Source organism: Micromonospora sp. NBC_00858 (assembly GCF_045207365.1).
Taxonomy (GTDB): Bacteria; Actinomycetota; Actinomycetes; order Mycobacteriales; family Micromonosporaceae; genus Micromonospora.
The window spans coordinates 5,997,543-6,023,359 of record NZ_CP108828.1 but is presented as its reverse complement, the minus strand read 5'-3'; the positions used below and the strand labels follow the sequence as shown (position 1 = coordinate 6,023,359).

Annotated in this window: 27 protein-coding genes and 1 tRNA gene; 14 read left to right on the top strand and 14 right to left on the bottom strand. The window is 72.2% G+C overall.

Annotation, left to right across the window (positions count from 1 at the left end; genetic code table 11):
- Nucleotides 1-12: 12 nt before the first annotated feature.
- Nucleotides 13-87, bottom strand: a tRNA-Lys gene (locus tag OG990_RS28075).
- A gap of 229 nt (nucleotides 88-316) precedes the next feature.
- Here OG990_RS28075 and OG990_RS28070 point away from each other — a divergent pair.
- Nucleotides 317-1,399 (top strand): NAD-dependent epimerase/dehydratase family protein, encoded by a 1,083-nt coding sequence (locus OG990_RS28070; protein WP_406077671.1) that lies wholly within the window; start codon nucleotides 317-319, stop codon nucleotides 1,397-1,399.
- A gap of 12 nt (nucleotides 1,400-1,411) precedes the next feature.
- Here OG990_RS28070 and OG990_RS28065 read toward each other — a convergent pair whose 3' ends face one another.
- From OG990_RS28065 to OG990_RS28055, 3 genes are all read right to left on the bottom strand, one after another.
- Nucleotides 1,412-2,611, bottom strand: coding sequence for a hypothetical protein (locus OG990_RS28065; RefSeq protein ID WP_406081910.1), 1,200 nt, complete (start codon nucleotides 2,609-2,611; stop codon nucleotides 1,412-1,414).
- Between the two features lie 67 nt (nucleotides 2,612-2,678).
- Nucleotides 2,679-3,869, bottom strand: a complete 1,191-nt coding sequence (gene eis / locus OG990_RS28060; RefSeq protein ID WP_355600788.1) for a GNAT family N-acetyltransferase — start codon at nucleotides 3,867-3,869, stop codon at nucleotides 2,679-2,681.
- Nucleotides 3,870-3,922: 53 nt separating this feature from the next.
- Entirely contained in the window at nucleotides 3,923-4,642 is a 720-nt protein-coding gene (locus tag OG990_RS28055; protein ID WP_386985840.1) for a PP2C family protein-serine/threonine phosphatase, read from the bottom strand.
- 63 nt (nucleotides 4,643-4,705) lie between these two features.
- Between OG990_RS28055 and OG990_RS28050 the strand changes: the two genes are divergently transcribed.
- Entirely contained in the window at nucleotides 4,706-5,752 is a 1,047-nt protein-coding gene (locus OG990_RS28050) for a LuxR C-terminal-related transcriptional regulator (protein WP_406077670.1), read from the top strand.
- A gap of 42 nt (nucleotides 5,753-5,794) precedes the next feature.
- On the opposite strand, the gene OG990_RS28045 is transcribed toward OG990_RS28050, so the two are convergent.
- Nucleotides 5,795-6,355 (bottom strand): helix-turn-helix domain-containing protein, encoded by a 561-nt coding sequence (locus OG990_RS28045; protein ID WP_406077669.1) that lies wholly within the window; start codon nucleotides 6,353-6,355, stop codon nucleotides 5,795-5,797.
- Nucleotides 6,356-6,410: 55 nt separating this feature from the next.
- Here OG990_RS28045 and OG990_RS28040 point away from each other — a divergent pair, with 55 nt between their 5' ends.
- Entirely contained in the window at nucleotides 6,411-7,691 is a 1,281-nt protein-coding gene (locus OG990_RS28040; RefSeq protein ID WP_406077668.1) for a benzoate/H(+) symporter BenE family transporter, read from the top strand.
- Here OG990_RS28040 and OG990_RS28035 read toward each other — a convergent pair.
- The 4 genes from OG990_RS28035 to OG990_RS28020 all read right to left on the bottom strand — a co-directional run bounded on the left by OG990_RS28035 (nucleotide 7,604) and on the right by OG990_RS28020 (nucleotide 9,704).
- Nucleotides 7,604-7,975 carry a hypothetical protein gene (locus tag OG990_RS28035; RefSeq protein WP_386985834.1) on the bottom strand — a complete coding sequence of 124 codons (372 nt, stop codon included), beginning with the start codon at nucleotides 7,973-7,975 and terminating at the stop codon, nucleotides 7,604-7,606. The two genes, OG990_RS28040 and OG990_RS28035, sit on opposite strands and share 88 nt — an antisense overlap.
- Nucleotides 7,976-8,167: 192 nt before the next feature.
- Nucleotides 8,168-8,419: a hypothetical protein gene (locus tag OG990_RS28030; protein WP_328422473.1), complete on the bottom strand. Its 252-nt coding sequence runs from the start codon at nucleotides 8,417-8,419 to the stop codon at nucleotides 8,168-8,170.
- A gap of 79 nt (nucleotides 8,420-8,498) precedes the next feature.
- Nucleotides 8,499-8,972, bottom strand: a complete 474-nt coding sequence (gene mscL / locus OG990_RS28025) for a large conductance mechanosensitive channel protein MscL (RefSeq protein WP_328422475.1) — start codon at nucleotides 8,970-8,972, stop codon at nucleotides 8,499-8,501.
- 39 nt (nucleotides 8,973-9,011) lie between these two features.
- Nucleotides 9,012-9,704, bottom strand: coding sequence for a FadR/GntR family transcriptional regulator (locus OG990_RS28020; protein ID WP_406077667.1), 693 nt, complete (start codon nucleotides 9,702-9,704; stop codon nucleotides 9,012-9,014).
- Between the two features lie 50 nt (nucleotides 9,705-9,754).
- Between OG990_RS28020 and OG990_RS28015 the strand changes: the two genes are divergently transcribed.
- Nucleotides 9,755-11,029 (top strand): MFS transporter, encoded by a 1,275-nt coding sequence (locus OG990_RS28015; RefSeq protein WP_406077666.1) that lies wholly within the window; start codon nucleotides 9,755-9,757, stop codon nucleotides 11,027-11,029.
- Between the two features lie 13 nt (nucleotides 11,030-11,042).
- Here OG990_RS28015 and OG990_RS28010 read toward each other — a convergent pair whose 3' ends face one another.
- Nucleotides 11,043-11,399 (bottom strand): STAS domain-containing protein, encoded by a 357-nt coding sequence (locus tag OG990_RS28010; RefSeq protein ID WP_355600771.1) that lies wholly within the window; start codon nucleotides 11,397-11,399, stop codon nucleotides 11,043-11,045.
- 165 nt (nucleotides 11,400-11,564) lie between these two features.
- Between OG990_RS28010 and OG990_RS28005 the strand changes: the two genes are divergently transcribed.
- From OG990_RS28005 to OG990_RS27980, 6 genes are read left to right on the top strand one after another with little or no spacing between them, the layout of a single operon-like run.
- Nucleotides 11,565-12,425: an STAS domain-containing protein gene (locus tag OG990_RS28005; protein WP_406077665.1), complete on the top strand. Its 861-nt coding sequence runs from the start codon at nucleotides 11,565-11,567 to the stop codon at nucleotides 12,423-12,425.
- Nucleotides 12,425-12,835 (top strand): STAS domain-containing protein, encoded by a 411-nt coding sequence (locus OG990_RS28000; protein ID WP_406077664.1) that lies wholly within the window; start codon nucleotides 12,425-12,427, stop codon nucleotides 12,833-12,835. The genes OG990_RS28005 and OG990_RS28000 overlap by 1 nt, the downstream gene beginning before the upstream one ends.
- Nucleotides 12,832-13,251 carry an ATP-binding protein gene (locus tag OG990_RS27995; protein ID WP_355600765.1) on the top strand — a complete coding sequence of 140 codons (420 nt, stop codon included), beginning with the start codon at nucleotides 12,832-12,834 and terminating at the stop codon, nucleotides 13,249-13,251. Before OG990_RS28000 ends, OG990_RS27995 begins: the two co-directional genes overlap by 4 nt.
- Nucleotides 13,248-14,261 (top strand): SpoIIE family protein phosphatase, encoded by a 1,014-nt coding sequence (locus OG990_RS27990; protein ID WP_406077663.1) that lies wholly within the window; start codon nucleotides 13,248-13,250, stop codon nucleotides 14,259-14,261. Before OG990_RS27995 ends, OG990_RS27990 begins: the two co-directional genes overlap by 4 nt.
- On the top strand, nucleotides 14,258-15,619 hold the full coding sequence (locus OG990_RS27985; RefSeq protein WP_406077662.1) for a sensor histidine kinase: 1,362 nt from the start codon (nucleotides 14,258-14,260) through the stop codon (nucleotides 15,617-15,619). The genes OG990_RS27990 and OG990_RS27985 overlap by 4 nt, the downstream gene beginning before the upstream one ends.
- A gap of 2 nt (nucleotides 15,620-15,621) precedes the next feature.
- Nucleotides 15,622-17,157 (top strand): SpoIIE family protein phosphatase, encoded by a 1,536-nt coding sequence (locus tag OG990_RS27980; RefSeq protein WP_386985818.1) that lies wholly within the window; start codon nucleotides 15,622-15,624, stop codon nucleotides 17,155-17,157.
- Between the two features lie 48 nt (nucleotides 17,158-17,205).
- Here the strand turns inward: OG990_RS27980 and OG990_RS27975 are convergent, their stop codons facing one another.
- Nucleotides 17,206-18,009 (bottom strand): DUF6597 domain-containing transcriptional factor, encoded by an 804-nt coding sequence (locus OG990_RS27975; protein WP_406077661.1) that lies wholly within the window; start codon nucleotides 18,007-18,009, stop codon nucleotides 17,206-17,208.
- A 31-nt stretch (nucleotides 18,010-18,040) separates the two neighbouring features.
- Here OG990_RS27975 and OG990_RS27970 point away from each other — a divergent pair, with 31 nt between their 5' ends.
- From OG990_RS27970 to OG990_RS27955, 4 genes are all read left to right on the top strand, one after another.
- On the top strand, nucleotides 18,041-18,619 hold the full coding sequence (locus OG990_RS27970) for a TIGR03086 family metal-binding protein (RefSeq protein WP_406077660.1): 579 nt from the start codon (nucleotides 18,041-18,043) through the stop codon (nucleotides 18,617-18,619).
- Nucleotides 18,620-19,241: 622 nt separating this feature from the next.
- Nucleotides 19,242-19,439 carry a hypothetical protein gene (locus OG990_RS27965; RefSeq protein WP_386985812.1) on the top strand — a complete coding sequence of 66 codons (198 nt, stop codon included), beginning with the start codon at nucleotides 19,242-19,244 and terminating at the stop codon, nucleotides 19,437-19,439.
- A gap of 114 nt (nucleotides 19,440-19,553) precedes the next feature.
- Nucleotides 19,554-19,985 (top strand): hypothetical protein, encoded by a 432-nt coding sequence (locus OG990_RS27960; RefSeq protein ID WP_406077659.1) that lies wholly within the window; start codon nucleotides 19,554-19,556, stop codon nucleotides 19,983-19,985.
- Nucleotides 19,985-22,108: a bifunctional polysaccharide deacetylase/glycosyltransferase family 2 protein gene (locus tag OG990_RS27955; RefSeq protein WP_406077658.1), complete on the top strand. Its 2,124-nt coding sequence runs from the start codon at nucleotides 19,985-19,987 to the stop codon at nucleotides 22,106-22,108. The genes OG990_RS27960 and OG990_RS27955 overlap by 1 nt, the downstream gene beginning before the upstream one ends.
- Nucleotides 22,109-22,184: 76 nt before the next feature.
- Here OG990_RS27955 and OG990_RS27950 read toward each other — a convergent pair whose 3' ends face one another.
- The 3 genes from OG990_RS27950 to OG990_RS27940 all read right to left on the bottom strand — a co-directional run bounded on the left by OG990_RS27950 (nucleotide 22,185) and on the right by OG990_RS27940 (nucleotide 25,762).
- The gene (locus tag OG990_RS27950) at nucleotides 22,185-22,337 is read right to left on the bottom strand and encodes a hypothetical protein (protein WP_328422507.1); all 153 of its coding nucleotides are present in this window, start codon (nucleotides 22,335-22,337) and stop codon (nucleotides 22,185-22,187) included.
- A 269-nt stretch (nucleotides 22,338-22,606) separates the two neighbouring features.
- On the bottom strand, nucleotides 22,607-23,443 hold the full coding sequence (locus OG990_RS27945) for a transposase family protein (protein WP_406077537.1): 837 nt from the start codon (nucleotides 23,441-23,443) through the stop codon (nucleotides 22,607-22,609).
- A gap of 222 nt (nucleotides 23,444-23,665) precedes the next feature.
- On the bottom strand, nucleotides 23,666-25,762 hold the full coding sequence (locus tag OG990_RS27940) for a S9 family peptidase (RefSeq protein WP_406077657.1): 2,097 nt from the start codon (nucleotides 25,760-25,762) through the stop codon (nucleotides 23,666-23,668).
- Between the last annotated feature and the right edge of the window lie 55 nt (nucleotides 25,763-25,817).

Below are 25,817 nucleotides of genomic sequence, written 5' to 3'. Positions count from 1 at the left end.
AGAAGGGGTCATTGGTGGGCCGCCAGGGACTCGAACCCTGAACCTATGGATTAAAAGTCCACAGCTCTGCCATTGAGCTAGCGGCCCGCGCGCTCAGGTTACCCGACGGTGAGCGCCAACGACTCTTGGCTTCCGGCCGGCCGTCGATGCCTACGGCTGGCCGATGCTTGCCGCACCTGATCATCACCAGATCGGCGACCCGGCGGTGTCCGACGCGCTGGATGGCCCTTTGTCGGGGATGTGGAGTGGATCAAGCCGCGCCGGGCCGCGCCGGGGTGGGTGGTTGGCGGGCGGCTGGGTGGGTACGGGGTCGGACATGCGGATCGTGGTGGTGGGGGCGAGCGGCAACGTCGGTACTGCGCTGCTGCGCCGGTTGGGCAAGGAGCAGGGCGTGGAGTTGGTCGGGGTGGCCCGGCGGCTGCCCGTGCCGGGGGCCGGCGAGCCGTACGACCAAGTGGAGTGGCACTCCTGCGACATCGGCGCGCCGAGCGCAGCCGGAAAACTCGCCGAGGTGTTCGCCGGTGCGGACGCGGTGGTGCACCTGGCCTGGCAGATCCAGCCCAGCCACGACCCGCGGGTGCTGCGCCGGACCAACGTCGACGGCAGCCGGGCGGTGTTCGACGCGCTGGTCCGGGCCGGCGTGCCGGCGCTGGTGTACGCATCATCGGTCGGCGCCTACGCGCCCGGCCCGAAGGACCACCCGGTCAGCGAGCGTTGGCCGGCCACCGGGGTGCCCGGCTCGTCGTACAGCGAGCACAAGGCGGAGGTGGAGGCGTTGCTGGACGGGATCGAGCAGGACCATCCGACGCTCCGGGTGGTGCGGCTACGACCCGGGCTGATCTTCCAGCGGGACGCCGGCGTGGAGATCACCCGCTACTTCCTCGGCCCGCTGGCACCGGTGCGGCTGCTGCGCTTCGGCCGGATCCCGCTGGTGCCCACCAACCGCCGGCTGCGGATGCAGGCGGTGCACGCCGACGACGTGGCTGATGCGTACACCCGGGCGGTGTTGGGTGACGCACGCGGTGCCTTCAACGTCGCCGCGGACCCGGTGCTGACTCCGGAGCTGGTGGCTCGGCACTTCCACGGCTGGACGGTGCCGGTCGCCGCGCCGGTGCTGCGTGCGGCGGCGGCGCTGACCTGGCGGGCGCGGCTGCAGCCGGTCGACGCGGGCTGGGTGGAGCTGGGCCTGAACGCGCCGCTGATGTCCAGCGAGCGGGCGGAGGCCGAGCTGGGCTGGCAGCCCAAGATTGACGCGCTGACCGCGCTCAAGGAACTGTTCGCCGGGATGGCCGACGGTGGCCACACCGGCAGCCCGCCGATGTCCGGTGCGTCGGACCTTCCCGGTCGCCCGGCCGGTCTGCTCCGCGCCCGGCCGGCCGGCCAGGGCAACCCCTACTGAGGTACGCCGGGGTCAGCTCAGTTTGGAGCCGCTGACGGTGGGGTTGCGGGCGCCGAGGAAGAAGATGCCGGGGAAGCCGCGGGTCTCGAACTTGCCGCTCGGGTTGCGGCGCAGGGTGGACTTCTCGATCGCCATGGTGCCGGTGCGGTTGTTGCTGACGAAGAAGATCGCGCCGCCACCCTCGTTGGCCTTGTTGTTCTCGATGATGGTGCCGGCGATCCGCACGGTGAACCCGTTGCCGTCGCAGTAGATCGCGCCGCCGCTGCCGCCGCCGGGCGTACCGGACTTGGCGGGGTTGGCGCCGCTGCCGATCGCCTCGTTGTGGCTGAGCACGCTGTTCAGCACCACCCAGGAGACACCGATGCTGCTCAGCGCGCCGCCGTTGGAGCAGGAGCCGCCCTGGCCGGCGGCACCGCCGAAGGTGCTGCTCACCACGTACACCGGCTTGTTCTCATATTGGCTGAGCACCCGGATGGCCGCGCCACCCAGGTCCGGGCCGGTACGGTCGCAGCGGTTGCGGACGAAGCGCGAGTTGACCACCTTGAACCGCCCGCCGCGTACGAAGATCGCCCCACCGCCGCCGCCCTCGACCTTGTCCCCGGTGGAGTTGCCGTCGGCGAAGGTCAGGTTCTGCACGGTGAGCTGCGGGTGGTCCTGGTTCTGGCAGTGCGAGGTGGTCCAGCCCTGGGCGCTGTCGCAGGTGTTCATGTAGAGGATGCGGCGCTTCCCCTGCCCGCTGAGCGTGACCTTGCCGCCGCCGTCCAGCACCACCTTCGGCCCGTTGGCGTTGCGGACCTTCGCGGTGGCAGCCATCTTGATCGTCACCGGGGCCGGTCCACAGTCGAAGGTGATGACGCCGCCGGCGGCGACGGCCTTCACCACCGCCGCGGAGGTGCAGCTCGCCGGGGTGCCGGTGCCGATGGTCCGGGTCGGCTTCGAGGTGTCGACCGCCCGCCCCTCGGCCGGCACGGTGGCGTTGCCGTTCGGGTTGCCGGCCGCGAGCGCCTTGGTGGCCGGCTTGGGGCTCGCGCTGGCCCCGGGGCCGCCGAGGCCGTCCCGGCCCGCCGGCGCGACGCCCTGCTCACCGGTCGACAGCGCCGCCGGCTGGGCCGACGAGTCGGGCGGCGAGACTGGTGCCGGGTCGTTGGGTGCGCAGGCGGGCAGGGTCGCGGTGGCGACACCGAGGACGAGCAGGGCGGCAAGCGACGTCATGCGCACCCCGTGATGCTAGGAGCCGGGACGGCGTCCGGCGAATTCGCCATGCCGGCTTAACCAGCTGCTAAAAGTCGGCGAAGAGGTACGGCACCCGGCGGGGGAAGATGCCGCGCAGCTCCGCGGCGGCGTCCACCGGCACCTCGCCCAGCCCGCGCAACGGCAGCTCGGCGGGATCCAGCACCCCGTACGCCAGGGCGGAGAGGCCGGCGGCGGTCAGCGTGGCGGTCGGCGCCGAGCCGCCCGCGCCACCGACCAGCTCCAGCGACCCGGTCGTGCCGTCCAGCAGGTGGCTGCCGGCCAGCCACCGGTCACCGGTCAGCTCGATGCGGACCCGGCCCGGCCCGGCGGGCAGCCCGCTCAGCGCGTCCAGCGACAGTAGCCGGGCCATCGGGGCGGACGAGCCCGGTCGGGCCGCCCGCGCCTCGACGTGCACGGCCAGGTCGGTGAGCCACAGCTCCGGCAGCTCGTCCGGCGGGACCTGGACGGAGATCCGCTCGACCTGGTCGACGTGCCGAGCGAAGAACTGCAGCAGCAGGGCACGGGCGAGCGGGTCGGCGTACAGCAGCTCGTTGCCGATCAGCGCGCCGCCGTGGTCGTCGATCCGGTACGTGACCGCGCCGGTGACCTCGCCGTCCACCCGGGCGGTGAGCAGCCAGTACTCGTCCCGGTCGCGCAACCCGACGGCCCGGTAGTCGGGGAAGACCGAGAAGCCGTGGCGTTGGTGGAGGCAGAGCTCGGTGAACGCGTGCCACGCGGGGTAACCGGCGCGGATCCGCTCCCAGGTCACCTCGCCGGGCAGTTCGGCGCGGACCAGTGGCCCCAGGTCGGCGGGATTGAAGGTGACCGTGCGCGGCTTGGGCAGCCCGACGTAGCCGAACCGGGCGTAGAAGCTGGGCCGGAACGGGTAGAGCGCGCTGAGCGGGTGCCCCTCGTCGCGCATCTCGTCCAGGAGTTGGTGCAGCAGCGTCCGGACGTGTCCCTGCCGGCGGGCCAGCGGATGGGTGGCCACCCCGGCCACGCCGGCCATCGGCAGCACCACCCCGCGCAGGTTCTGCCGCATCGGGATGGCCGAGGCGGCGGCCAGCGTGCTGCCGCCCTCCTCGACGATCAGCGTCCGGTTGCCCGACTGATAGGGCAGGTAGTCGCGGAACTCCTCGGTGCGGGCCGCGCCGAGCGGCGATGACTCGAAGGCGTACGCGGCCAGCGGGAAGCTGGTGGTCAGGCGTTCATCGGCGGTCACCCGGCGCATGGTCATCAGCCCATCCCAACCGGCGCCACCACCGGCCGCAACCGGATTGCGCGAACCCGTCAGCGGGCCATGACGTCGGAGACGACGACGGTGACGTTGTCCGGCGCGCCAGCGTGGTGGGCGAGCTTCACCAACTGCTCGCCGCACTGCTGGCGGTCGGCGTACATGCCCAGCGTCGCCGCGATGGCCTCGTCCTCGACGTAGTCGGAAAGGCCGTCGCTGCACAGCAGCAGCCGGTCGCCGGGCACGACGGTGAGCACGCCGACCGCCGGTGGGGTGTCGGCGCCCTGCACGGCCCGGGTCACCAGGGACCGCTGCGGGTGGTGCCGGGCCTGCTCGGGAGAGAGCGTGCCCTGGTCGACGAGCGCCTGGACGAACGTGTCATCCCTGGTGAGCTGGGTGAGCTCCCCGTCGCGCAGCAGGTAGCAGCGGGAGTCGCCGACCTGGGCCAGCACCAGCGTCTCCGCGGCCAGCAGCGCCGCGGTGAGCGTGGTGCCCATCCCCTCGCGGGCCGGGTCGACGGCGATGGCGGCATGGATGCGCTGGTTGGCGGTGCTGACCACGGCGCGTAGGGCGTCGGCGGCTGCGTCGGGTTCGGTCGGCGGGGCCAACTCGTCCAGGATCCGGATCACGATCTCGCTCGCCACCTCACCCGCGGGCAGCCCGCCCATGCCGTCCGCGACGGCGATCAGGCGGTCACCGGCGAGGGCGGAGTCCTCGTTGTTGGTCCGGATCAGTCCGATGTCGTTGAGGATGACCGAGCGGAGGATGAGCGTCATGGGGTCAAGTTTGCCAAGAACACCCCACCGCCGTCTCTACGCACTACTACGTAGGGTTGAGAAATGATGCCGGTGTCCATGGTCGGACGCGCCGGCGAGCTCGCCGAGCTCGACCGGGCCTGGTCCGCCGTGGCGACCGTCGGCCGGCCGTCGGCGGCCGTCGCGGTGATCACCGGCGCAGCGGGGGTGGGTAAGAGTCTGCTGGTCACTGCCGCTGTGGACGCCTTCACGCCGCGTCCCGCGGTGGTTCTCTCCGGCGCCGCCCGGGTGCACGGTCCCGCCCCGTACGACTGGCTGGCCGCTGTGCTGACCGGTCGGGACACCAGCCGGCTCGCCCTGCCGCCGGACGCGCTGGCCTGGTTGGCCCAGCAGCCCACCGCGCCCCGCGAGCGGTACGCGCCGGGCACCCTGCTCCGCCTCGCCGTGCGGACCGTCCAGTTGCTGATCGGTGCCGGCCCGGCCGTGCTGGTGGTGGAGGACCTGCACGCGCTCGACCCGGCCAGCGTCAACCTGATCGGCGAGCTGGCCACCGTTGCCGACCTGCCAGCCCTGCTGGTGGTGGCCAGTAGGCCGCCGGCCGACGCGGTGGCACCGGAGCTCACGAGCCGCGCGCTGGCCCGGCTCTGCGGGGTCCGCGGTGCCGTCCGCCAGCACCTCGGCCCGCTGCGCCCGGCCGAGGTCGCCGAGGTGCTGACCCAGGTGTACGCCGGCAGCAACCCGTCCGGTCGGCTGGTCGCCTTGGTCTGGCGGTGTACCGGCGGCAACCCGTACGCCCTGACTGAGTTGTTGGCCGCGCACGGCGGGGAAGGCCCGGAAGTGTTGTTCCGGCGGTTGCCCGGACCACGTTCACCGGCGGCACCGGCCGCTCCGGTGTCGGAGGTCGTCCCACCGGTCGACCCGGAGCTGACCGGTCGGGAGGTCGATGTGCTCGGCTGCCTGGTCGCCGGGATGTCCAACAAGCAGATCGCGAAGGCGCTCGGCATCTCGGTGCGGACGGTGACCGTGCACGTGTCCAACCTGCTGCGCAAGACCGGCTCGGCGTCGCGGACCGAGGTGGCGCTCTGGGCGGTCCGGCACCGGCTGCCGGGGCCGGCCCCGGTGGACCGCTGAGTCACCCTCGGCGGGGCCATGGCGGCCCCTGGGGGACGCGGGTCAGCGGCGTGGGTAGCGCAGTAGCAGGCTGGCGGCGACCTCCTCGTCGCCCACCGCCGCGTAGCTGTGCGGCACGTCGGAGACCCAACGAAGGTGACCGCCGGCCGGGGCGGTCAGCGGCGCGTCGGCCGGGCCGGCGCGCAGCACTCCGGCGAAGACGGTGACGTGCTCGGTGACCCCGGGGTGGTGGGCGGGGGAGAGCTGCCCCGGCCCGGGCGCGACTCTCATCCGGTACAGCTCGTAGGTCGCGTCGGCCTCGGTGAACACCTCCAGCAGGGTGGCGCTGACGGCGCTGCCGTGCATGGTGGGCGCGGCGGTCGGCTCGGCCAGTACGGCGGTCAGCGGTACGCCGAGCTGCGCGGTGACCGCCCAGAGCGTCTCCAGGGTCGGGTTGCGGGTGCCGTGCTCCAAGCCGGAGAGCGTGGCCTTACCGATGCCGGCGAGCCGGGCCAGTGTGGACAGCGATATCCCCCGCTCCTCGCGCAGGGCGCGGACCCGGCGGCCCACGACGGCGGGATCCACGTCGAGGCCGGGACGGCGGGTTGGTGGTGGGTGCGGCATCCGGCTATCGTGCTACACGCTGTCGTTCCGTAAACGGAACAGTCGGGGGGATCGGATGGCCGGACGGGTGCAACCGGTGCTGGCCGGCGCGGTGACCGCGCTGGTCGGCTTCGCCAGCTCGTTCACCGTCGTGCTGGCCGGGCTCCGGGCGGCCGGCGCGTCCGACGCGCAGGCCGCCTCCGGGCTGTTGGCGCTCTGCGTGGCGTGCGGCCTGGCCGCCGCCTGGCTGGGCTGGCGGCACCGGGTGCCGATGAGCGTTGCCTGGTCCACGCCGGGCGCGGCGCTGCTGGTGGCGACGGGCCCGCCGCCGGGCGGGTGGCCGGTCGCGGTGGGCGCGTTTGTTGTCTCCGGGCTGCTGATCGTGGCGGCCGGGTTGTTCCCGCCGCTCGGCCGGGCGGTGGCCGCCATCCCGAAGCCGGTGGCCGGCGCGATGCTCGCCGGGGTGCTGCTACCGCTGTGCACCGCGCCGGTCCGCGCGCTGGTCGAGCTGCCCACGGTGGCCGGCCCGGTGGTGGTCGGCTGGCTGCTGCTGCACCGGTTCGCCCGCCGCTGGGCGGTGCCCGGAGCGCTGCTGGTGGCGGTGGCGGCGATCGCGCTGACCGCACCGCCGGCCGGTCTGACCGGTGCCGCGCTGACCCCGTCGGTCACCCTGACCGCGCCGGCCTGGAACGCGTCCGCGCTGGTCGGGCTCGCCCTTCCGCTGTTCCTGGTCACCATGGCCGCGCAGAACGTACCCGGGATGGCGGTGCTGGTCGGCTACGGTTACCGCCCGCCGTTCGGTGCCGCGCTGCGGGCCACCGGCCTGGCCAGCCTGCTGGCCGCACCGGCTGGCGGGCACGCCGTGAACCTCGCGGCGATCACCGCCGCGCTGGCCGCCGGCCCCGACGCCCACCCGGACCCGGAGCGCCGGTGGGTCGCCTCGGTCACCGCCGGCGTCGGCCTGGCCCTGCTCGGGCTGGGCGCCGGTGTGGCCACCGCGCTGGTCGCGGTCGCCCCGCCGATCCTCATCGAGGCGGTCGCCGGGCTGGCGCTACTGGGGGCGCTCGCCACCGCGCTCGCCTCGGCGGTGGCCGATCCAGGCGCTCGGGAGGCCGCCGTGGTCACCTTCGTGGTGACCGCCTCGGGGGTGACGCTGATCGGTGTGGGCGGCGCGTTCTGGGGGCTGGTCGCCGGCTGCCTGATGCTGCTGCTCTTCCGCCGTCGTCCACCCGCCGCAGAGAGATCCACTCGGGCCAGGACGGCCGTGGATCACTCCTCGGGTGGCAGGTCGGCCACGCCCACGGCGAGGAGGACCCGGCCGTCGGCCACCGACCCGATCCGGTCGGCCGGTACGTAGACCGCCCCGGTGCGGGTCAGCTCGGTGGAGACCTTCAGGTAGCCGCTGTGCAGCAGCCGCGCCGCCAGATCGGCCGGAACACCCGGCTCCTCGACCGCGGTCGCCTCGATCAGCTCGTCCAGGCTGCTGCCTGGGTCGGCGGTCGGCGCCTGCACGGTCACCGCGTTCGGGTCACCTCGCTGGACGAGGTCCACGGTCCCGACCTCGGTGCCGGCGGCGTCGATCACCGGCATGCCGGTGGTGATCCGCGAGATGGTCGCCTGCTGCTTGTCCTGCTGGTCCATCCCACCGCGGTTCCCGGGGCGGTGCGCCGCTAAACGCCGTCGCCAACCCGCCCCACGCTCAGCCAGCGCTGCAGCGGCAGCGCATCACCGTCGAAAGCGATACCGCCTTCAGTGCCCGGAGTAACGGTGGCGGGCGACGGACCGCGACGCCAGCGGCACACACCCGGCGGCCCGCCCAGACCGTCCGCCCACTCAGCTGTTCGGGAGGGTCCAGCCGCCGGGCGGGCGTGGGGAGAGCTCGCGCCAGGCGTCCGGGCCGTCGAGCAGGGCCCGGACCGTCTCCTCGGCCTCGTCCGCACTGCCGTACTCGTAGAACCGGGAGATGCCCTCGGCGCCGCCGGCCCGCTGCTCGACGTGCCACCGGTCGGCGTCCACCCGGAGGAACACGTCCCGCCGGGCCAACCGCCCCCATTTCCCGTTCCACCAGTGCTTTCGCTGCTCCATGGGCGGACTCTATCGAACACACGTACGAGAAGGTGCGGCCCCTGCGGGAATCCCGCAGGGGCCGATGTGCATCCGTCGGTCAGCGCGGCGCCGGCGGCTCGGTGCGGCGGCCCAGCACGTCGTCCAACGCTCCGCGTTGCTGGCCCGGAGTGGCGTGGCCGGCGGAGACCAGCGCGTCCCGGATCTCGGTCAGCAGCTTGACCTCCTCGCTCGGCGCCGCCGGCGGCGGCTCCTCGCCCCGCCTGCGCCGCTCGGCCAGCTTGTTCATCGGGAACACCACGAGGAAGTAGAGCGCGGCCGCGGTGAGCAGGAAGGTGATCAACGCGTTGAGGAAGCTGATCCAGTCGAATTCGACACCACGGATCGTCCAGGCGGCTCCTGCGAGACCATTGTCCTTGCCGGTGATCAGCAGCACGAGGAGCGTGATCAGCGGCTTGAGGAACGCGTTGGTCAGCGACGTGACCACCGCTGTGAACGCGGCGCCGATGACGACACCGACCGCCAGATCGACGACGTTGCCGCGCATGATGAAGTCTTTGAAGCCCTTGAACATCCGTACTCCCGACGTGTCCGGTTTTCCGTCGGGGACAACCTATGCCCCGGGAGTGGGCTCCAGAAAAGCGCCGGCTTCGATCGCCGCCAGCGCCGGGTCGCCGGCCCGGATCGCCTCGACCAGCCGGGTGTGGTCGACGTAGCGCTCGGGTGTGAGCACGTCCCCCATCGCCTGCGCGACGGTGCTGCGCAGGGCGGCACCGACCGAGGCGTACAGCTCGGCGAGCATGGGGTTGTGCGCGGCGGCGACCACCGCGGTGTGCAGCGCCGCATCCGCCTCGACGAACGCGTCCACCCGGCCGCCGCGCCAGGCCGCCTCGCGCTCGGCGAGCGCGCCGTCGAGCGCTGCCAGGTCGATCGGGGTACGCCGCAGCGCGGCGAGCCGGGCGGCCTCCACCTCGAAGGCGCGCCGCACCTCGATGACCTCGGTCATCCGGTCGTCGCCGAGTTGGCGGGCCACCACCGGCGCCAGCTCGTCGGTGGACACCACATACGTGCCGGAGCCCTGCCGGCACTCCAGCACACCGGCGTGCACCAGGGCGCGGACCGCCTCACGGACCGTGTTGCGCCCGACGCCCAGCGCGGAAACCAGTTGTGGCTCGGTGGGGATGCGCCCGCCGACCGGCCACTCGCCGCCCAGGATCCGGGCACGGAGCTGCTCGATGGTCTGCCGGACGCGGTGGCCGCGGGGCGGCACCGGCGGCGCGGAGGGGGAATCGACCAACGGTGGCACTGGTTACATCACCGGTCCCAAATTCATCCCATGATTGTAGGTTAGAGGTCATGACCCCGCCACCGACCGCCGCTCCGGCGCCTCCCGCCCCCGTCGCTCCCGGCCCGGCGCACGACCCCGGTGCGGGCCGTCGGACCCACCCGGCGACCGGCGGTGCGCTCGTGCTGGTCGGGATGCTGCTGGTCGCGCTCAACCTGCGCGCCGCGGTCACCAGCCTCGGCGCCCTGCTCGACGAGATCCGCGACGGGTTGGGGCTCTCCGGGACCACCGCCGGCCTGGTCACCACCCTGCCGACCATCGCGTTCGCCGGCCTCGGCGCGCTCACCCCGTGGCTGGTCCGCCGGGTGGCGCCGGCCCGGGTGCTGGTGATCGCCATGCTCGCCCTCGCCGTCGGTCAGGTGCTCCGGGTCACCACCGACTCGACCTGGGTCTTCCTGCTCACCAGCGCGCTGGCACTGGCCGGCATCGCGGTGGCGAACATTCTGCTTCCGATGCTGGTCAAGCAGCACTTCCCGCACCGCACCGGCCTGGTCACCGGGGCGTACACGATGGCGCTGACCGTGGGCACGACGGTGGCCGCGGCCTCGGCGGTGCCGATCGCGCACGCCTTCGGGTCCTGGCGGGCCGGGCTCGGCGTCTGGGCCGGGCTGGCCGCGGTGGCCGTACTCCCGTGGGTGCCGCTGGCGCTGCGGGCCAGGGCGGCCGCGCGGCGGGCGACCCCGACGGCGGCCGTCGTCACACCGACGCGGGTCCGGCCGGCGCGGACCCGGCTGGGCTGGGCGATGGCCATCTACTTCGGCGCCCAGTCGCTCAGCGGGTACGCGATCATGGGCTGGCTGGCCCAGCTGTTCCGGGACGCCGGCTACCAGCCGGAGTCGGCCGGGCTGCTGCTCGCCGGGGTGACCGCGCTCGGCGTGCCGATCGCGCTGGTGATGCCCACCCTGGCCGGCCGGCTGGCCACCCTGCGCCCGCTGGTGCTCGGGCTGACCGCCGCGTCGACGTTGGCCTACCTGGGGTTGGCACTCGCTCCGCAGGGCGCTGCGCTGCTCTGGGTGGCCCTGCTGGCCGTCGGCCAGGGCGCGTTCCCGATGATCCTGACCACCATCGGTCTACGCGCCCGCACCGCCGAGGGGACCGTCGCGCTCTCCGCGTTCGCACAGAGCACCGGGTACGTGATCGCCGCCCTCGGCCCACTGATGGTCGGCATCCTCTACGAGGTCACCGGCGGCTGGACCGCGCCGATCGGGTTCCTGCTGGCCGCGCTCGCCGTGCAGACGGCGGCGGGCCTGGCGATCGCCCGTCCCCGCTACGTCGAGGACGAGTGACGAGCGGCAGCGGTCAGGAGGAGGTCGGCGTCGGGTCGCCGGCGACGGCCTGATCCACCGTCGGATAGGTGTGCAGCACCTCGACCAGGCCGCTCACCTCGAGGATGCGCAGCACCCCGCGCTGCGGGGCGGCCAGCCGCACCACGCCGCCAGCCTCGTCGCAGCTGTTCTTGGCGCGGACGAAGACCGACAGACCGGTCGAGTCGCAGAACGAGACATCCGCCAGGTCGAACACCAGCCGGTTGCGGCCCTTGTCGAGCAGATCGGTGATCTGGTCCTGCAACTGCGGTGCGGTCGCCATGTCCAGCTCGCCCGCGACCGACACGACGACCACGTCGTCGCGCTGTTCCGTGTGCACCGTCAAGGACATTTGCAGACCTCCTGTTATCGGGGGAACGGTATCCCACGGACGGGGTCGGACACAGATCGGGAGCCGCGATCCGGTGGTCGTCATCATTCCGTTGCTACGTGGCAAGTAGTTGATCGGTTTCCGGTGATAGAGTCCGGCCCGTTCCAGGTCGAGGGGGGTTTCGCAATGGCGTTGAGCGCCGAGGAAAGTGGTCGACTCGCCGCGTTGCTGGGTGGGCAGGCCGAACGGGTCACGCAACGGTGGACCGAGATCGTCGCCGGTTCGTTGCGCGGGCGGCTGAGCCAGGCGGAGCTGCGCCGACAGGTTCAGGACCTGCACCACGCCATCGTCAGCACCGGCGAGCAGGGCGTCATCGACCTGTCCGCCGAGAACGCCGCCGAACTGCGCGCCACGCTCTCCGAGCTGTCCCGTGGCCGGGCACGGCAGGGCTTCTCCGCCACCGAGACCGCGATCAGCATCTTCGCGCTCAAGGACGTGCTGGCCGACCTGGTGCAGGAGGCCGGCGGCGACAAGGCTCTGCACGACTACGTCGCCTTCTCCAGGCTGGTCGACGAGCTGGGCCTGTTCACCTTCGAGAGCTTCGTACGCACCCGGGAGAGCCTGATCGCCGACCAGGCCGAGCAGCTGCTCGAGCTCTCCACGCCGGTGGTCAAGCTCTGGGAGGGCGTGGTCGCCGTCCCGCTGGTCGGCACCCTGGACTCGGCCCGGGCCCAGGTGGTGATGGAGCGGCTGCTGCAGACCCTGGTCGACACCAGCTCCCCGTACGCGATCATCGACATCACCGGCGTCCCGGCGGTGGACACCCAGGTCGCCCAGCACATCCTGAAGACCGTGGTGGCCGCCCGGCTGATGGGCGCCGACTGCATCATCTCCGGCATCCGCCCGCAGATCGCGCAGACCATCGTCGCGCTCGGCATCGAGTTCGGTGACATCGCCACCAAGGCGAGCCTCGCCGACGCATTGCGCCACGTGCTGCGGCTGACCGGTGTGGAGAACTCCCGCCGACAGTCACGCCGGGACGCCTGATGGAACGGGTGCCGATCCTCAAGATCGGTGACATCCTGCTCGTTTCCATCCAGCTCGACATGTCCGACCAGACCGCGGTCGCGCTCCAGGAGGACCTCGCCGAGCGGATCGTGGCCACCGGCTGCCACGGCGTCATCATCGACATCACCGCGCTGGACATCGTCGACTCCTTCGTCGGGCGGATGCTCTCCACCATCGCGTCGATCTCCAAGGTGCTCGACGCGGAGACGGTGGTGGTCGGGATGCGCCCCGCCGTCGCCATCACCCTGGTCGAACTGGGCCTGTCGCTGAACGGCATCCGTACCGCTCTGAACGTCGAGCGCGGCATGGAGTTGATCGCGGCGGCGCGTCCAGACGAGCTCGATGACCAGATCGCCGACGATCCGGACGCCGAGACGGCCACGCTGTGACCATGGGTATCGACCTGGGCCACCCGCAGGCGCAGTCGATCCGGAGTGACGAGGACGTGGTGCGCGTCCGGCAGCTGGTCCGTGCCGTGGCGGTGGCCGTCAAGCTTTCCCTGGTCGACCAGACCAAGGTGGTCACCGCGGCGAGCGAGCTGGCCCGCAACACCCTGGTGTACGGCGGCGGCGGCACGGTGGAGGTGACCACCGTGGACAACGGGCGGCGCCAGGGCGTCCAGATCGTCTTCACCGACTCCGGGCCCGGCATCGCCGATCTCGACATGGCCTTCACGGACGGCTACACCACGGGCGGCGGGCTCGGGCTCGGGCTCAGCGGCGCCCGGCGACTTGTCGACGAATTCCAGATCGAGACGTCCGCGGAGACCGGCACCCGCATCGCGGTCACCAAGTGGTCCCGGTGAACGGGGACCCGGTCACCGACAGCGGCATCTGGTTCCGGGTGGAGGCCAGCAGCGCGGCCAGCGCCGTCCGGCGTGCCGCCGAGCGCCTCGGTGAACAGGTGGAGCTGGGGCAGCCACGCATCGCCGACCTGGCCATCGTCGCCGCCGAGCTGACCAGCAACCTGGTCAAGCACGCCGACGAAGGCGCTCTGCTCCTGCGGCCGGTACGCCGCGCCGGGGAAGCAGGCGTGGAACTGGTGGCCATCGACTCCGGGCCCGGCATGGCCGACCTGACAGCCTCGTCCCAGGACGGGCACTCCACCACCGGCACGCTCGGCATCGGTCTGGGCGCCATCGTCCGGCAGGCCAACTGGTTCGACGCGTACTCGCTGCCCGGCCGGGGCACCGTCCTCGCCGTGCAGGTCTGGCAGGCCGAGCCGGCCCGACCGTCCTGGGCCGGCGCCCTCACCCGGCCGTTGACCGGTGAGACGGTCAGCGGCGACGGATACGCCGTCCGGATCGCGGACGGGCGGCACCAGGTGCTGGTCAGCGACGGCCTGGGGCACGGCCCGCTGGCCGCCGCGGCCACCCAGGCTGCGCTGGCCGCGTTCCGTGACGCCCCGGCCGGCCCACCGGCAACGGTGGTCAGTCACCTGCACCGGACCATGTCGCACACCCGCGGCGCGGCGCTGGCGGTCGCCGAGCTGGTGCCGGAGGACGGCGTGCTGCACTACGCCGGGCTGGGCAACATCGCCGGCGTGGTCGTCGAGGGCGACGGCAAGCGCCGAGGGCTGGTGTCGCTGCCCGGCATCGCCGGGCACAAGCGGCCGACGGTCCGGGGATACGACTACCCGTTCGGTCCGGGCGCCCGGCTCGTCATGCACAGCGACGGAGTGGTCGACCGCTGGCGGTTGACCGACTACCCGGGCCTCGCGGAACGGTCCCCGCTGGTGATGGCGGCGACCCTGCTGCGCGACGCCGGAGTACGGCGCGACGACGCCTGCGTGCTGGTCGCGAGGTCCTGGGCATGACCGGGGAGCCGGCCGCGCTGCCGCTGCTGCAGATGGCGCTGCGAGTCGAACAGGACATCTTCGTGATCCGCCAGCGGGGCCGCGAGGTGGCCGCAGTGGTCGGCCTGGAACACCAGGACCAGATCCGGATCGCCACCGCGCTCAGCGAGGTGGCCCGGGACCTGCTGCGGACGGTGGGGGGCGCGGAGGTCTCCTTCCACATCGACGCGGGCGCCGACGGCCGGTTCCACCTCCGCGCCGACCTGGCCCCGATGGCCCCGCTGCCGGACGGCCGGTACGAGCCGCAGTCCGGCGCGGTGTCCCGACTGGTCGACACACTGAGCGTTTCGACCGTCGCGGGGGTTACGGTCGTGAGGATGTCCCGACGAGTCCCGGCCAACGCGCCGACGCCCACCCCGGAGCGGCTCGCCGAGTTCCGTGCCGAACTCGGCCGTACCGCGCCGGCCAGCGCCCTGGACGAGCTGACCGTCCAGAACGGGCAGCTCATCGCGGCGCTCGACGAGGTACGCAGCCAACGCGACGACCTGGCCGTGCTGAACGACGAGCTGGCCGAGACCAACCGCGGCGTGCTGGCGCTCTACAACCAGCTCACCGAGGAGCTGGAGGAGACCAACCGGGGTGTGGTCGCCCTCTACGCCGAGCTGGACGAGAAGTCGGCCCAACTGCGGGCGGCAAGCGAGTCCAAGAGCCGGTTCCTGGCCAACGTGAGCCATGAGCTGCGCGCCCCGGTCACCGCGATCATCGGGTTGGGGCGGCTGCTCTCCGACTCCGCCTCCGACCCGCTCACCGCCGAGCAGGCCCGCCAGGTCGATCTGATCCGGTCCTCGGCGGCCGACCTGCTCGGGCTGGTCAACGAACTGCTGGACCTGGCCAAGGCGGAGTCCGGCCGGATCGAGCCGGACTGGGCGGAGGTGGACCTGCGCCCGATCTTCGGTCAACTTCGCGGCACGCTGCGCGCGCTGGCCACCCGCCCCGAGGTGGAGCTGGTGGTGGAGGAGCCGCCCGCGCGCGCCGTGTTGCGGACCGACGAGGTGCTGCTCGGCCAGGTGCTGCGCAACCTGCTGCACAACGGGCTGAAGTTCACCGAGAGCGGCGAGGTGCGGCTGCGGGCCGTGCAACGCGATGACCGGTGGATCATCTCGGTCAGCGACACCGGCCCAGGCATCGCCCCCGAGCTGCACGAACGGATCTTCGAGGAGTTCTACCAGGTGCCCGGGGCGACCCGGGTCGGCGGCACCGGCCTCGGCCTGCCGTACGCCCGGCGGCTGGTGACGCTGCTCGGTGGAACGCTGGAGCTGACCAGCGAGCCGGGCCGTGGCAGCACGTTCACGGTCTCCCTGCCCGTGGGCGGAGCGTGACGGTGGACGGCGGGCCGGCGACCATCCTGGTGGTCGATGACAGCCGTACCAAGCGCTACCTGCTGGTCAGCTGGCTGACCCGGGCCGGGTTCACCGTGCTCGAGGCGGAGAACGGCGCAGAGGCGCTGGCCCGGGTCGAGGTGGACCGGATCGACCTGGTGGTGCTCGACGTCCGGCTGCCCGACCTGAGCGGGTACGAGGTCTGCGAACGGGTCAAGGCTGCGCACCCGGCGATGCCGGTGATCCACGTGTCGGCCCACGCCGTGGACGTGGCCGACCGCGCCCAGGGGCTGACCCGGGGCGCGGACGCCTACCTGACCGAGCCGATCGAGCCGGAAGAGCTGATCGCCACCACCCGGGCGGTGCTGCGCTACTACCAGGCCCGGCAACGCGCCGAGCTGCTCGCCGAGCGGCTGCTCGTGCTGGCCGACACGACGGTGGCGGTGTACGCCGCGCCGACCTTCGCCCGGCTGCTGGAGGCCGCCGCCGAGGGCGCCGCGCAGATCTTCAAGAGCCCGGTGGCGGTGGTCGCCGAGACGTTCGACGGCGACTGCCTGGCCGGGATCGCCGCTGGCCCCGGCACCAGGGCCACGCTGGTGCCGTGGGTCGTCGACGACAGCGGGGTGCCGACCGGCGCGACGGTCCGGGTGGAGGACCCGGCGAACTGGGGGCTGATCGAGTGGCCGGCGGGCTCGGTGACGGTGGCCGCAGCCCGGCTGCGGGAGGACCGAGCCCCGTTGTACGTGGTGGTTCCGACCGCCACCCAGACCGCCCGGACACCGGTGCTGGTGCAGCTCGCCCAGGCGGTGGCGGCGGCGGTGGAGGCGCAGCGCTCGTTCGACGAGGAGCACCGGATCGCGGTCACCCTTCAGCGCAGCCTGCTTCCGCGCCGGCTGCCCGACGTGGCCGGGCTGGACCTCGCGGTGCGCTACGAGCCGGCCAGCGCACAGACCGAGGTGGGCGGCGACTTCTACGAGCTGGTCATGCTCGACGGGCACCTGCTGCTGGCGATCGGCGACGTCGCCGGCCACTCGCTGCACGCGGCGACGGTGATGGCCGAGCTGCGGCACGCGGTGCGGGCGTACGCGGTCGAGGGGCACCAGCCCGGCGAGATCCTGCACCGGGTCAACGAGCTGATGCGAACCTTGCTGCCGGCCGAGATCGCCACGCTCTGCGTGCTGCTGCTGCACCCGCCGACCGGGCGGGTCCGGATGGCCAGCGCCGGTCACCTGCCGCCGGTGCTCAGCCTGGACGGCAAGGTGGAGTTCGTGCAGCATCTGGCACCGCTGCTCGGTGTCCGCGCGCCCCGCCCGGCTGACCTGGAGTTCGTGCTGCCGGCCGGCGCCACGCTGGTGTTCTACACCGACGGGCTGATCGAGCGCCGGGACGCCACCATCGACGAGGGGCTGGCCGCGCTCGCCGCGCTGTCCGGCACCGTGGACGAGGACCTGGACCAGTTCTGCGCCCGACTGCTGGTGGAGCTGGCCCCACCGGAGATCCAGGACGACGTCGCCGTGGTCGTGCTGCGTCGCCGCTGAGCCGGCGCCGAAGCTGCTCGCGGCGGTGCGGGCCTGCCAGTCCCGGCCTCAGTGGACCGATCGGGCGTACGCGGCGGGCGACACGCCCGCGACGGCGGTGAAGTCGCGGACCAGGTGAGCCTGGTCGCTGTAGCCGAGGTCGGCGGCGAGGCCCGCCCAGTTCAGCGGCCCGCCGGCGGCCTGCTCGACGGCCTCCTGGAGCCGGTAGCGGCGGATCACCCACTTCGGGCCGACCCCCACGTACTCCGTGAAGAGCCGCTGTAACCGGCGGACCGGGACGTCGTGCCGCGCGGCGAAGTCGTCGACCCGCAGGACCGCCCGGTCCGTCCGGATCGCCTCGGCCAGCCGGACGGCCTCCTCGGCCGCCGGGTCCGGCTCGGGCGCCCACGTGGTGAGCAGGGCGTCCAGCGCGCGGCGGCGCTCGTCGTCGGTGCCCGCGCACACCCGACCGTCGGGCAGCGCCAACCGGCCGGTGGGCAACGGCAGCCGGCGGCCGGTCAACTCGGCGACCGGTCGACGCCAGAACGGGTGGAAGCCGCCCGGGCGGAACTGGATCCCGCAGACCCGGCCGGTGCCGACCAGCGTGGTCCGGAAGAGGTGGCGGCCCACCCCGGCCACCTCGCCGGTCTCCGGCCCGGCACCGTTGCCGTCGCGTCGGAAGACCACGTTCACCGCCGGGTGCGGCACGACCCGCTGCTCGAACGGTGCGCTCAACGCCCAGTCGATCAGCCAGTAGTGCTCGACCCAGGCGCGCAGCGACTCCGCCGGCAGGTGCCGGCGGAAGTGGACCTCGCGCAGCAACCGGCCCGGGTCGAGAATTCCCCGGCTGTCGCCACGCGGTCGCTGTCGCATTTTTTCAAGACCACCCTCATACGCTGGCCCTATGACCACACAGACTAGCGATCTGCTGGCGGCAGCCGCGCCGCGAACCGTCGACGTGGTGCGCGGCATCGCCGACGACCAGCTCGACCTGCCCACACCGTGCCGCGACTACACGGTCCGCGACCTGCTCAACCACCTCTTCGAGGTGGTGGTCAACTTCCAGGACCTGGCCGAGAAACGGGACGTGGAGTGGTCCGACAAGCCCGACCACCTGGCCGACGGCTGGCGGGACCGGTTCGAGACGGAGACCGGCCGGCTGATCGCCGCCTGGGCGGACCCATCCACCCTGGAGGGTGTGTCGCCGGGCATGGGCATGCCGCAGACCGTCATCGGCGGCATGGCGCTGCTGGATCTGACCGTGCACGGCTGGGATCTCGCCGTCGCCACCGACCAGCCGTACCAGCCGGCTCCGGAAGCCGTGGCCGAGCTGCACGGGCTGGTCGAACAGTTGGCGCCGACCGCCCGCAAGATGGGCGTCTTCGCCGACCCGGCCCCGACCCCGGCCAGCCAGGACCCCCAGGACCTGCACCACCTCCTGGCCCACACCGGCCGCAACTCCACCTGGCCTTCCACCCCGTGACCCATTCTCTGGCGGCCAGCAGGGTGTGATGGCCGGCATGGTGTTCCCGGGGACCGGGCCAGAGCGCATCTCGACGCGTTTGTCGACATTGGTCCGCGATTAGCAGCCTTGACTGACAACTGTCGATGGGATAGATTCCCATGATCGCTCGGGATAGAGGTCTCAATTACGGGGGGTAAGGTGCGATGAAGAAGCGCGCTTTCTTGCTTGCGGCTGTCGCCACGGCATCGGTTCTCGTAGGCGTGTCAGGGGCCGCCCAGGCCGCACCGACCGGTTGTTCGGCGACCGCCGTCGGTTACGGCTCCGGCGCATACTGCAGCGGCGGCACCGGAGAGTTCCGGGCAAAGACGCGGTGTGACAAGCCGTGGGCCCCGGACTACGACCGTTACGGCGCCTGGATGGGCGTGGGGACCTGGTCGTCTTTCGCCAAGTGCGACAACGGGCACGTCGCTTTCAATGCGACGTGGCAGACGCGATAGTCCGATCCTCGGATGCCGGGCGTCGGACGCTACCTGTCCGACGCCCATGCGCATTGGCAATAATGCCCGCGTCCTGCAATCAGCAGTGAATGCTGGTTGCAATTGAGGATTCACCGCTCTCTGGAATCCGTGCTGCTCGCGCAATGAAACCGGACAGGAAAACGACGACCGACGGTCAGTTCGGTGCGTGGAACAGGCCGGCGGACCAGGCGATCAGCAGACCGCTGGAGCAGTTGGCCTGGCTCGGTGCCGGCGCGTTGGCGGCGGTGCTGGTGACGGTCGGTGTCGGCCTGCTCTTCCTGCAGGTCAGTACGGCGGTGGAGGAGCTGCGCACGGCCTGAGTCGGTGTAACGCCGTTGATGGCGGTGCCGCTATCTGCACCGGAGACCCGGACCATCGGGTCCCCGGCGCCGGACCGGATGGTTCCCGGCGCGGTGATGGCGGGAGCTCGCTAGATGCACAACCAAACGGGCGGTGCTCCGCCGGTGTTCGTCGACGCGACGGGGCGCCGTCGTCGGCTGACCGTCATCGCCGGAACCGCGATGGGTCTCGGCCTGCTCACCAGCCTCGGGCTGATCGCCGCCGGGCTCTTCCTGGACACCTCGGTGCCGCTGCCCGGCTGGTCCGACGACCCTCGGGTGCCCCCGGTGGAGGCCGGCGTGGACGGGATCAACCAGTCACGGTTGGCCGACACGCCGTCGCCCTCGTCCTCCCCGGCGACCAGCACGTCTGTGCCACTGCCTAGCCCAGCCCCGACCACCGGCGCCCGGCGCTCCGGCCCGCCTACCACGGCCACCGTGGCGCCGTCCGCCACGGAGCAGCCGGGCCGGGGCGACCAGCACCGCAACACCGCGAAGCCGAGCAGGTCACCCGGTAAGCCGCAGTGATGACGGCGCGACACGTGGCCCGGCGCGATCCGCGGGCGCACTGGCTCCTGCTCCTCCTCGGGCTGCTCCTGCTGCTCGCGGCGCTCACCGTCAACGGCCTGGTGACCGGCATGGCCGGCGGCTCCGGCATCCCCGCGGCCGACAGTCCCGACGCTGGCGTACCGGCCCAGGTCGGCTCGGGCGGCCCGGTGCTGCGGCTGGATCGGGCCGAGCCGGTCAGCCGGGCCCTGCCGGACCGGGCCATCGCGCTGACCTTCGACGACGGACCGGATCCGCGCTGGACCCCGCAGGTGCTCGACGTGCTGCGCCGGCATGGCGCGCACGCCACCTTCTTCGTGGTCGGGGCCCGGGTCAACGAACACCCGGAGCTGGTCCGGCGGATCCTCGCCGAGGGCCACGAGATCGGGTCGCACACCTTCACCCACGCCGACCTCGCCGCCGTACCGCCGTGGCGGCGTGACCTCGAACTCTCGCTGACCCGCAAGGCGATCGCCGCGGCCACCGGCCAAGAGGTCACCCTGCTCCGGCCACCGTTCTCCTCGGTGCCGACGGCGCTGACCGGACCCGAGTACGCCGCGCTGCGCGCCGCCGCCGAGGCCGGGCACGTCGCGGTGCTCGCCGACCGGGACACCAGGGACTGGCAGCGCCCCGGCGTCGACAAGATCGTGCAGGCGGCCACCCCGACGCAAGGGCGGGGCGCCGTGGTGCTGATGCACGACGGCGGCGGTGACCGGGCGCAGACGGTGGCCGCGCTGGACCGGCTGCTGCCCGCCCTGACCGATCAGGGCTACCGGTTCACCACCGTCTCCAGCGGCATCGACGCCTCGCCGTCGATGGTCCCGGCGGGCGTTGGCACCCGGTTGAGCGGCGCCGCGCTGCGCTGGACCCAGACCGGCGCACGCTGGTCGGCCGGGGCGATGAACCTGCTGCTCGCCGTCGCCCTCGTGCTCGGCGTGGTGCGTCTGGCGGTGCAGGTGTTCTGTGCCCACCGGCACGTGCGCCGGGTCCGCCGGCCCCGGCGGGACGGGCCCGAGGTACGCGCCCCGGTGTCGGTGATCGTGCCGGCGTACAACGAGGCGGCGAACATCGCGGCCACGGTCCGTTCCCTGGTGGCCAGCGCATATCCGGCGCTGGAAGTGATCGTGGTGGACGACGGGTCGGACGACGGCACCGCCGACATCGTGGAGCGGATGCGGCTACGCGGGGTACGCGTGATCTGGCAGGCCAACGCAGGTAAGCCGGCGGCGCTGAACACCGGCATCCGGGCCGCTCGGGCGAACCTGCTGGTGCTGGTGGACGGGGACACCGTGTTCCAGCCGGACACCGTGCACCGGTTGGTGCAGGGCTTCGCCGACCCGTCAGTCGGCGCGATCAGCGGTAATACCAAGGTCGCCAACCGACGCCGACTGCTCGGCCGGTGGCAGCACCTGGAGTACGTGATCGGCTTCAACCTCGACCGGCGGATGTATGACGTACTGGAGTGCATGCCAACCATCCCCGGCGCGATCGGCGCGTTCCGCCGCGAGGTGCTTCTGCGGGTGGGCGGGGTGCCGGCGGACACGCTGGCCGAGGACACCGACCTGACCATGAAGGTGCTCAGGGCCGGGTGGCGGGTGGTCTACGAGGAGTCGGCCATCGCCTGGACCGAGGCCCCCTCGTCGCTGCGTCAGCTCTGGCGGCAGCGCTACCGCTGGTGCTACGGCACCATGCAGGCGATGTGGAAGCACCGGCACGCGCTGCGCGAGTCAGGTGCAGGCGGGAAGCTCGGCCGGCGTGGGCTGCCGTACCTCACGGTGTTCCAGATCGTGCTGCCGCTGGCCGCGCCGGCGGTCGACGTGTTCGCCGTCTACGGTCTGCTCTTCCTGCCCTGGTCGACCCTCGCCATCGCCTGGGCCGGGCTGCTGCTACTCCAGGCGGCCACCGCCGGCTACGCGCTGCACCTCGACGGGGAGCGGTACGGGCCACTGTGGGCGCTGCCGTTCCAGCAGCTGGTCTACCGGCAGCTGATGTACCTGGTGGTGGTGCAGTCGGTGGTCACCGCGCTGATCGGCAAGCGGCTGCGCTGGCAGCGGATGGTGCGTACCGGCGAGGCCGCCGCCCTGGTCGGCGCCGGCCGCGGCTGACTGGGGCCGCTCAGGCGGCACCGGCTGACTGGGCCGCTCAGGCGGGACCGGCGGGTCGGGGACCCACGGCGATCGGTCAGGTCAGGGGGTGGAAGAGGCCGGCGGACCAGGAGATCAGCAGGCCGACGGCGGCGGAGCAGCAGCACACGAGCAGGGCGGCGGCCACCACCGCGAGGATCATCCAGGCGGATGCGCGCCGGGCCGCGGTCGGTGCCGCTTCGGGCGTCAAGCCGTCCTCGTCGTCGCCGGTCAACGCCGCCCCCCGATCACTCCGGAAGTCTAGGCGGCACCGCCGCCCGGCCGACCGTCATTCGCTGCGCGGAGCTGCCCGGCGACCGGGCAATGTCCTGGAAGTAGTGGCCTCGACGGGAAGCCAAGGCCACTACTTCCAGGAGCTTGTCTCATCCTGTTTGGGCTGCTCAGGGATGGTTGACAGGTCGTGGTGGTGTGGTTGGGGTGCTGGTGTGCGGGTGTGGATCTTCGGTGTTGATCATCTGTCTAGCGGTTGATTTCGGTGTTGGTCAGCACGAGTAGGGCGCGTAGCAGGGTGGTGGCGTGTGGGCGCCAGCCGTGGCGTAGTCGGGTGAGGATGCGCCAGTTCTTGAGGTGAGCGTGGGCGTGTTCATTGGCCGCGCGTTCGCGGCTGAGCAGGGTGTTCACGCTGTGTTGGGCGGGGGTGAGGGGGTGGTGGCGGTTGCCGCGTCGTCCGGTGATGACGGTGGGGTTCTCGGGTTGGTCGTCGAGGCGGGTGTGGATGCGGTCGCAGATGACGGCGAGGTCATGACGGCGTAGCCGGGTGGGTAGGCGTAGGCGTTTGGCTTGGGTGGCTTCGTGGGTGCGGGCGCCGGCGGCGGCGGAGATCCAGAGCAGCCGGCCGTGGTGGTCGGTGAGGGTGAGTACGCGTAGGTGGTGAGCCTTGTGTTTGCCGCACCACAGGCGTCGTTCGGCGCGGCCGCTCGGGCGGTGCACGGGCAGGCAGGTGCCGTCGAACAGCAGCGGGTCCTCACTGCTGGTGCGGGCGGTGTGGGTGAGGACTCGGTCCAGGCGGGGCGCCATCGCGGCGAGAGTGGTGATGGTTTGCCGAACCCAGCGGCGCACGCTGTGATGCGACACCCCGTAGGCGGCGGCGAGGTCGGCGGGACGCTGATCATGGCGGAGCACGGCCAGCACGATGAGGGCGACCTGCTCATCGGGCAGCTTGCGCCACCGCGAGCGCACACCACGGCGATACCGGCGGATCGCTTGAGTGATCATGGTCAGCGACTTCGTCGACAAGGGCAGATGGACCTGGTAGACCAGAGCATGGCCCTCGGTGGGCGTGTTGTCGTGTGTCACGACCTGCAACCCTCACCGAGGGCCCTGCTATGAGCCACGCGCAACACCGGAACAGATCGAACCTTCCCGAGGGCAGTCGATCATCAGCGAAGATCACCACACCCTGACCAGCGCCGCGACCCCACGACTCGTCCTGTCAACACCACCCCACCAGCCCAAACAGGATGAGACAAGCTCCAGGTTGTAGGCGATCATCCCGGTGGGCACCGGGAGGCTCGACCGTCAGGCGCGGTTGAAGCGGTCCAGGATCCAGGCGTTGATGAACGCCTCCTCGCGCCAGGCGTCGTAGCGACCGCTCGGACCGCCGTGACCGGCGCCCATCTCCGTCTTGAGCAGGTAGTCGCCGGTCGGGGCGACCGCCCGCAGCCGGGCGATCCACTTCGCCGGCTCCGAGTAGAGCACCCGGGTGTCGTTGAGGCTGGTCACGGCGAGGATCGCCGGGTAGTCCACCGACGCCACGTTCTCGTACGGCGTGTAGGACTTCATGTACGCGTACACCTCGGGGTCCTCCAGCGGGTTGCCCCACTCCTCCCACTCGGTGACGGTCAGCGGCAGCGACGGGTCGAGGATCGAGGTGAGCGCGTCCACGAACGGCACCTGCGCAACGATCCCGCTGAACGCGTCCGGGGCGAGGTTGGCCACCGCGCCCATCAGCAGGCCACCGGCCGAGGCGCCCCGGGCGACCAGTCGGTCGCTGGCCGTCCAACCGGCCTTGACCAGGTGCCGGGCGCAGGAGACGAAGTCGGTGAAGGTGTTCTTCTTGGCCAGCATCTTGCCCTGGTCGTACCAGCGCCGGCCCAGCTCACCGCCACCCCGGATGTGCGCCACCGCGAAGACCACGCCCCGGTCCAGCAGGGACAGCCGGGCCACCGAGAACCACGGGTCCATGCTGGCCTCGTACGAGCCGTAGCCGTACAGCTCGCAGGGGGCCGAGCCGTCCCGGGGAGTGCCGACCCGGCAGACCAGCGAGATCGGCACCCGGGTGCCGTCATCGGCGAGTGCCCAGTCGCGGTGCTGCTCGTACTCGGCCGGGTCGTACGGCCGCCCGTCCGGCCCGGGCAGCACCGGCTTCTGCTTGCGCAGCACCATCTGCCGGGTGACCAGGTCGTAGTCGTACACCGAGTCGGGGGTGACCAGCGAGGAGTAGCGCAGCCGGACCTGCCCGGTGCGGTACTCCGGGTTGGCGTCCAGCCCGACGCTGTACAGCGGCTCGGGGAAGTCGATGTCGTACTCGTCGCCGCCGCCGATCGGCAGCACCCGCAGCCCGGTGAGCCCGTCGGTGCGCAGCGACACCACCAGGTGGTTCGCGAAGGCGTCCACCGCCTCCAGGCGGGTGCCGGGGCGGTGCTCGATCAGCGGCACCCAGTCGCCCGGCGTGTCGGCCGAGGTGAACGCCAGCGCGAAGTCCTCCGCGCCGTCGTTGTGCAGGATCAGGAAGCGGTGGCCGTGGTGCTCCACCGTGTACTCGACGCCCTGCCGGCGAGGCGCGATCACGGCCGGCGCGCCGGTCGGGTTGCCGGCCGTGATCACCAGCACCTCGCTGGTGACCTTGCTGTGGATGTCGATCAGGATGAACTTTTCCGACCGGGTCAGCTCCACGCCCACCCAGAACCGCTCGTCGTCCTCCTGGTGGACCACCACGTCATCGGCCGCGGCCGAGCCGACGGTGTGCCGCCAGACCCGGTTCGGCCGCCAGGCGTCGTCGACCGTCACGTAGAACAGCACCGAGGCGTCGGCCGACCAGGCCGTGCCGTAGAAGGTGTCCGGCACCTCGTCCGGCAGCAACTCGCCGGTGGTCAGGTCCTTCACCCGCAGGGTGAACCGCTCGTCGCCGGAGAAGTCGGTGGAGTAGGCCAGCCAACGCCCGTCGGGGCTGACGTCGAAGGCGCCCAGTGAGAAGAAGTCGTGCCCCTCGGCCAGCAGGTTGCCGTCGAGCAGCACCTCCTCGCCGTCCAGCGGGGCGCCGTCCGCGCTGAGCGGCGGGTCGGTCTCGGAGTCGCGGACCGCGCGCCGGCAGTGCACCCCGTACTGCTGCCCCTCCACCGTCCGGGTGTAGTACCAGTGCCCGCCCTTGCGGGTCGGCACGGACAGGTCGGTCTCCCGGGTGCGCCGGCGGGTCTCCTCGAACAGGTCCGCGCGCAACTCGGCCAGGTGCGCCGTGCGCTCCTCGGTGTACGCGTTCTCCGCGGTCAGGTAGGCGATCGTCTCCGGGTCGTCCTTGGCGGCGAGCCAGGCGTACTCGTCGACGACGGTGTCGCCGTGGTGGGTGCGCTCGGTGGGCACCCGCTTCGCCGCGGGCGGGGCAGTCTCGGTGGTCACGGCGGCCACGTTACCGGCCGGCCCGCTCCGCGCGCCGGACCAGCGGCATCCCGAT

Coding starts and splice junctions, on each gene's coding strand:
- OG990_RS28070 (WP_406077671.1), top strand. CDS start 317: ATGCGGATCGTGGTGGTGGGGGCGAGCGGCAACGTCGGTACTGCGCTG.
- OG990_RS28065 (WP_406081910.1), bottom strand. CDS start 2,611: ATGACGTCGCTTGCCGCCCTGCTCGTCCTCGGTGTCGCCACCGCGACC.
- eis (WP_355600788.1), bottom strand. CDS start 3,869: ATGACCATGCGCCGGGTGACCGCCGATGAACGCCTGACCACCAGCTTC.
- OG990_RS28055 (WP_386985840.1), bottom strand. CDS start 4,642: ATGACGCTCATCCTCCGCTCGGTCATCCTCAACGACATCGGACTGATC.
- OG990_RS28050 (WP_406077670.1), top strand. CDS start 4,706: ATGATGCCGGTGTCCATGGTCGGACGCGCCGGCGAGCTCGCCGAGCTC.
- OG990_RS28045 (WP_406077669.1), bottom strand. CDS start 6,355: ATGCCGCACCCACCACCAACCCGCCGTCCCGGCCTCGACGTGGATCCC.
- OG990_RS28040 (WP_406077668.1), top strand. CDS start 6,411: ATGGCCGGACGGGTGCAACCGGTGCTGGCCGGCGCGGTGACCGCGCTG.
- OG990_RS28035 (WP_386985834.1), bottom strand. CDS start 7,975: ATGGACCAGCAGGACAAGCAGCAGGCGACCATCTCGCGGATCACCACC.
- OG990_RS28030 (WP_328422473.1), bottom strand. CDS start 8,419: ATGGAGCAGCGAAAGCACTGGTGGAACGGGAAATGGGGGCGGTTGGCC.
- mscL (WP_328422475.1), bottom strand. CDS start 8,972: ATGTTCAAGGGCTTCAAAGACTTCATCATGCGCGGCAACGTCGTCGAT.
- OG990_RS28015 (WP_406077666.1), top strand. CDS start 9,755: ATGACCCCGCCACCGACCGCCGCTCCGGCGCCTCCCGCCCCCGTCGCT.
- OG990_RS28010 (WP_355600771.1), bottom strand. CDS start 11,399: ATGTCCTTGACGGTGCACACGGAACAGCGCGACGACGTGGTCGTCGTG.
- OG990_RS28005 (WP_406077665.1), top strand. CDS start 11,565: ATGGCGTTGAGCGCCGAGGAAAGTGGTCGACTCGCCGCGTTGCTGGGT.
- OG990_RS28000 (WP_406077664.1), top strand. CDS start 12,425: ATGGAACGGGTGCCGATCCTCAAGATCGGTGACATCCTGCTCGTTTCC.
- OG990_RS27985 (WP_406077662.1), top strand. CDS start 14,258: ATGACCGGGGAGCCGGCCGCGCTGCCGCTGCTGCAGATGGCGCTGCGA.
- OG990_RS27975 (WP_406077661.1), bottom strand. CDS start 18,009: ATGCGACAGCGACCGCGTGGCGACAGCCGGGGAATTCTCGACCCGGGC.
- OG990_RS27970 (WP_406077660.1), top strand. CDS start 18,041: ATGACCACACAGACTAGCGATCTGCTGGCGGCAGCCGCGCCGCGAACC.
- OG990_RS27965 (WP_386985812.1), top strand. CDS start 19,242: ATGAAACCGGACAGGAAAACGACGACCGACGGTCAGTTCGGTGCGTGG.
- OG990_RS27960 (WP_406077659.1), top strand. CDS start 19,554: ATGCACAACCAAACGGGCGGTGCTCCGCCGGTGTTCGTCGACGCGACG.
- OG990_RS27955 (WP_406077658.1), top strand. CDS start 19,985: ATGACGGCGCGACACGTGGCCCGGCGCGATCCGCGGGCGCACTGGCTC.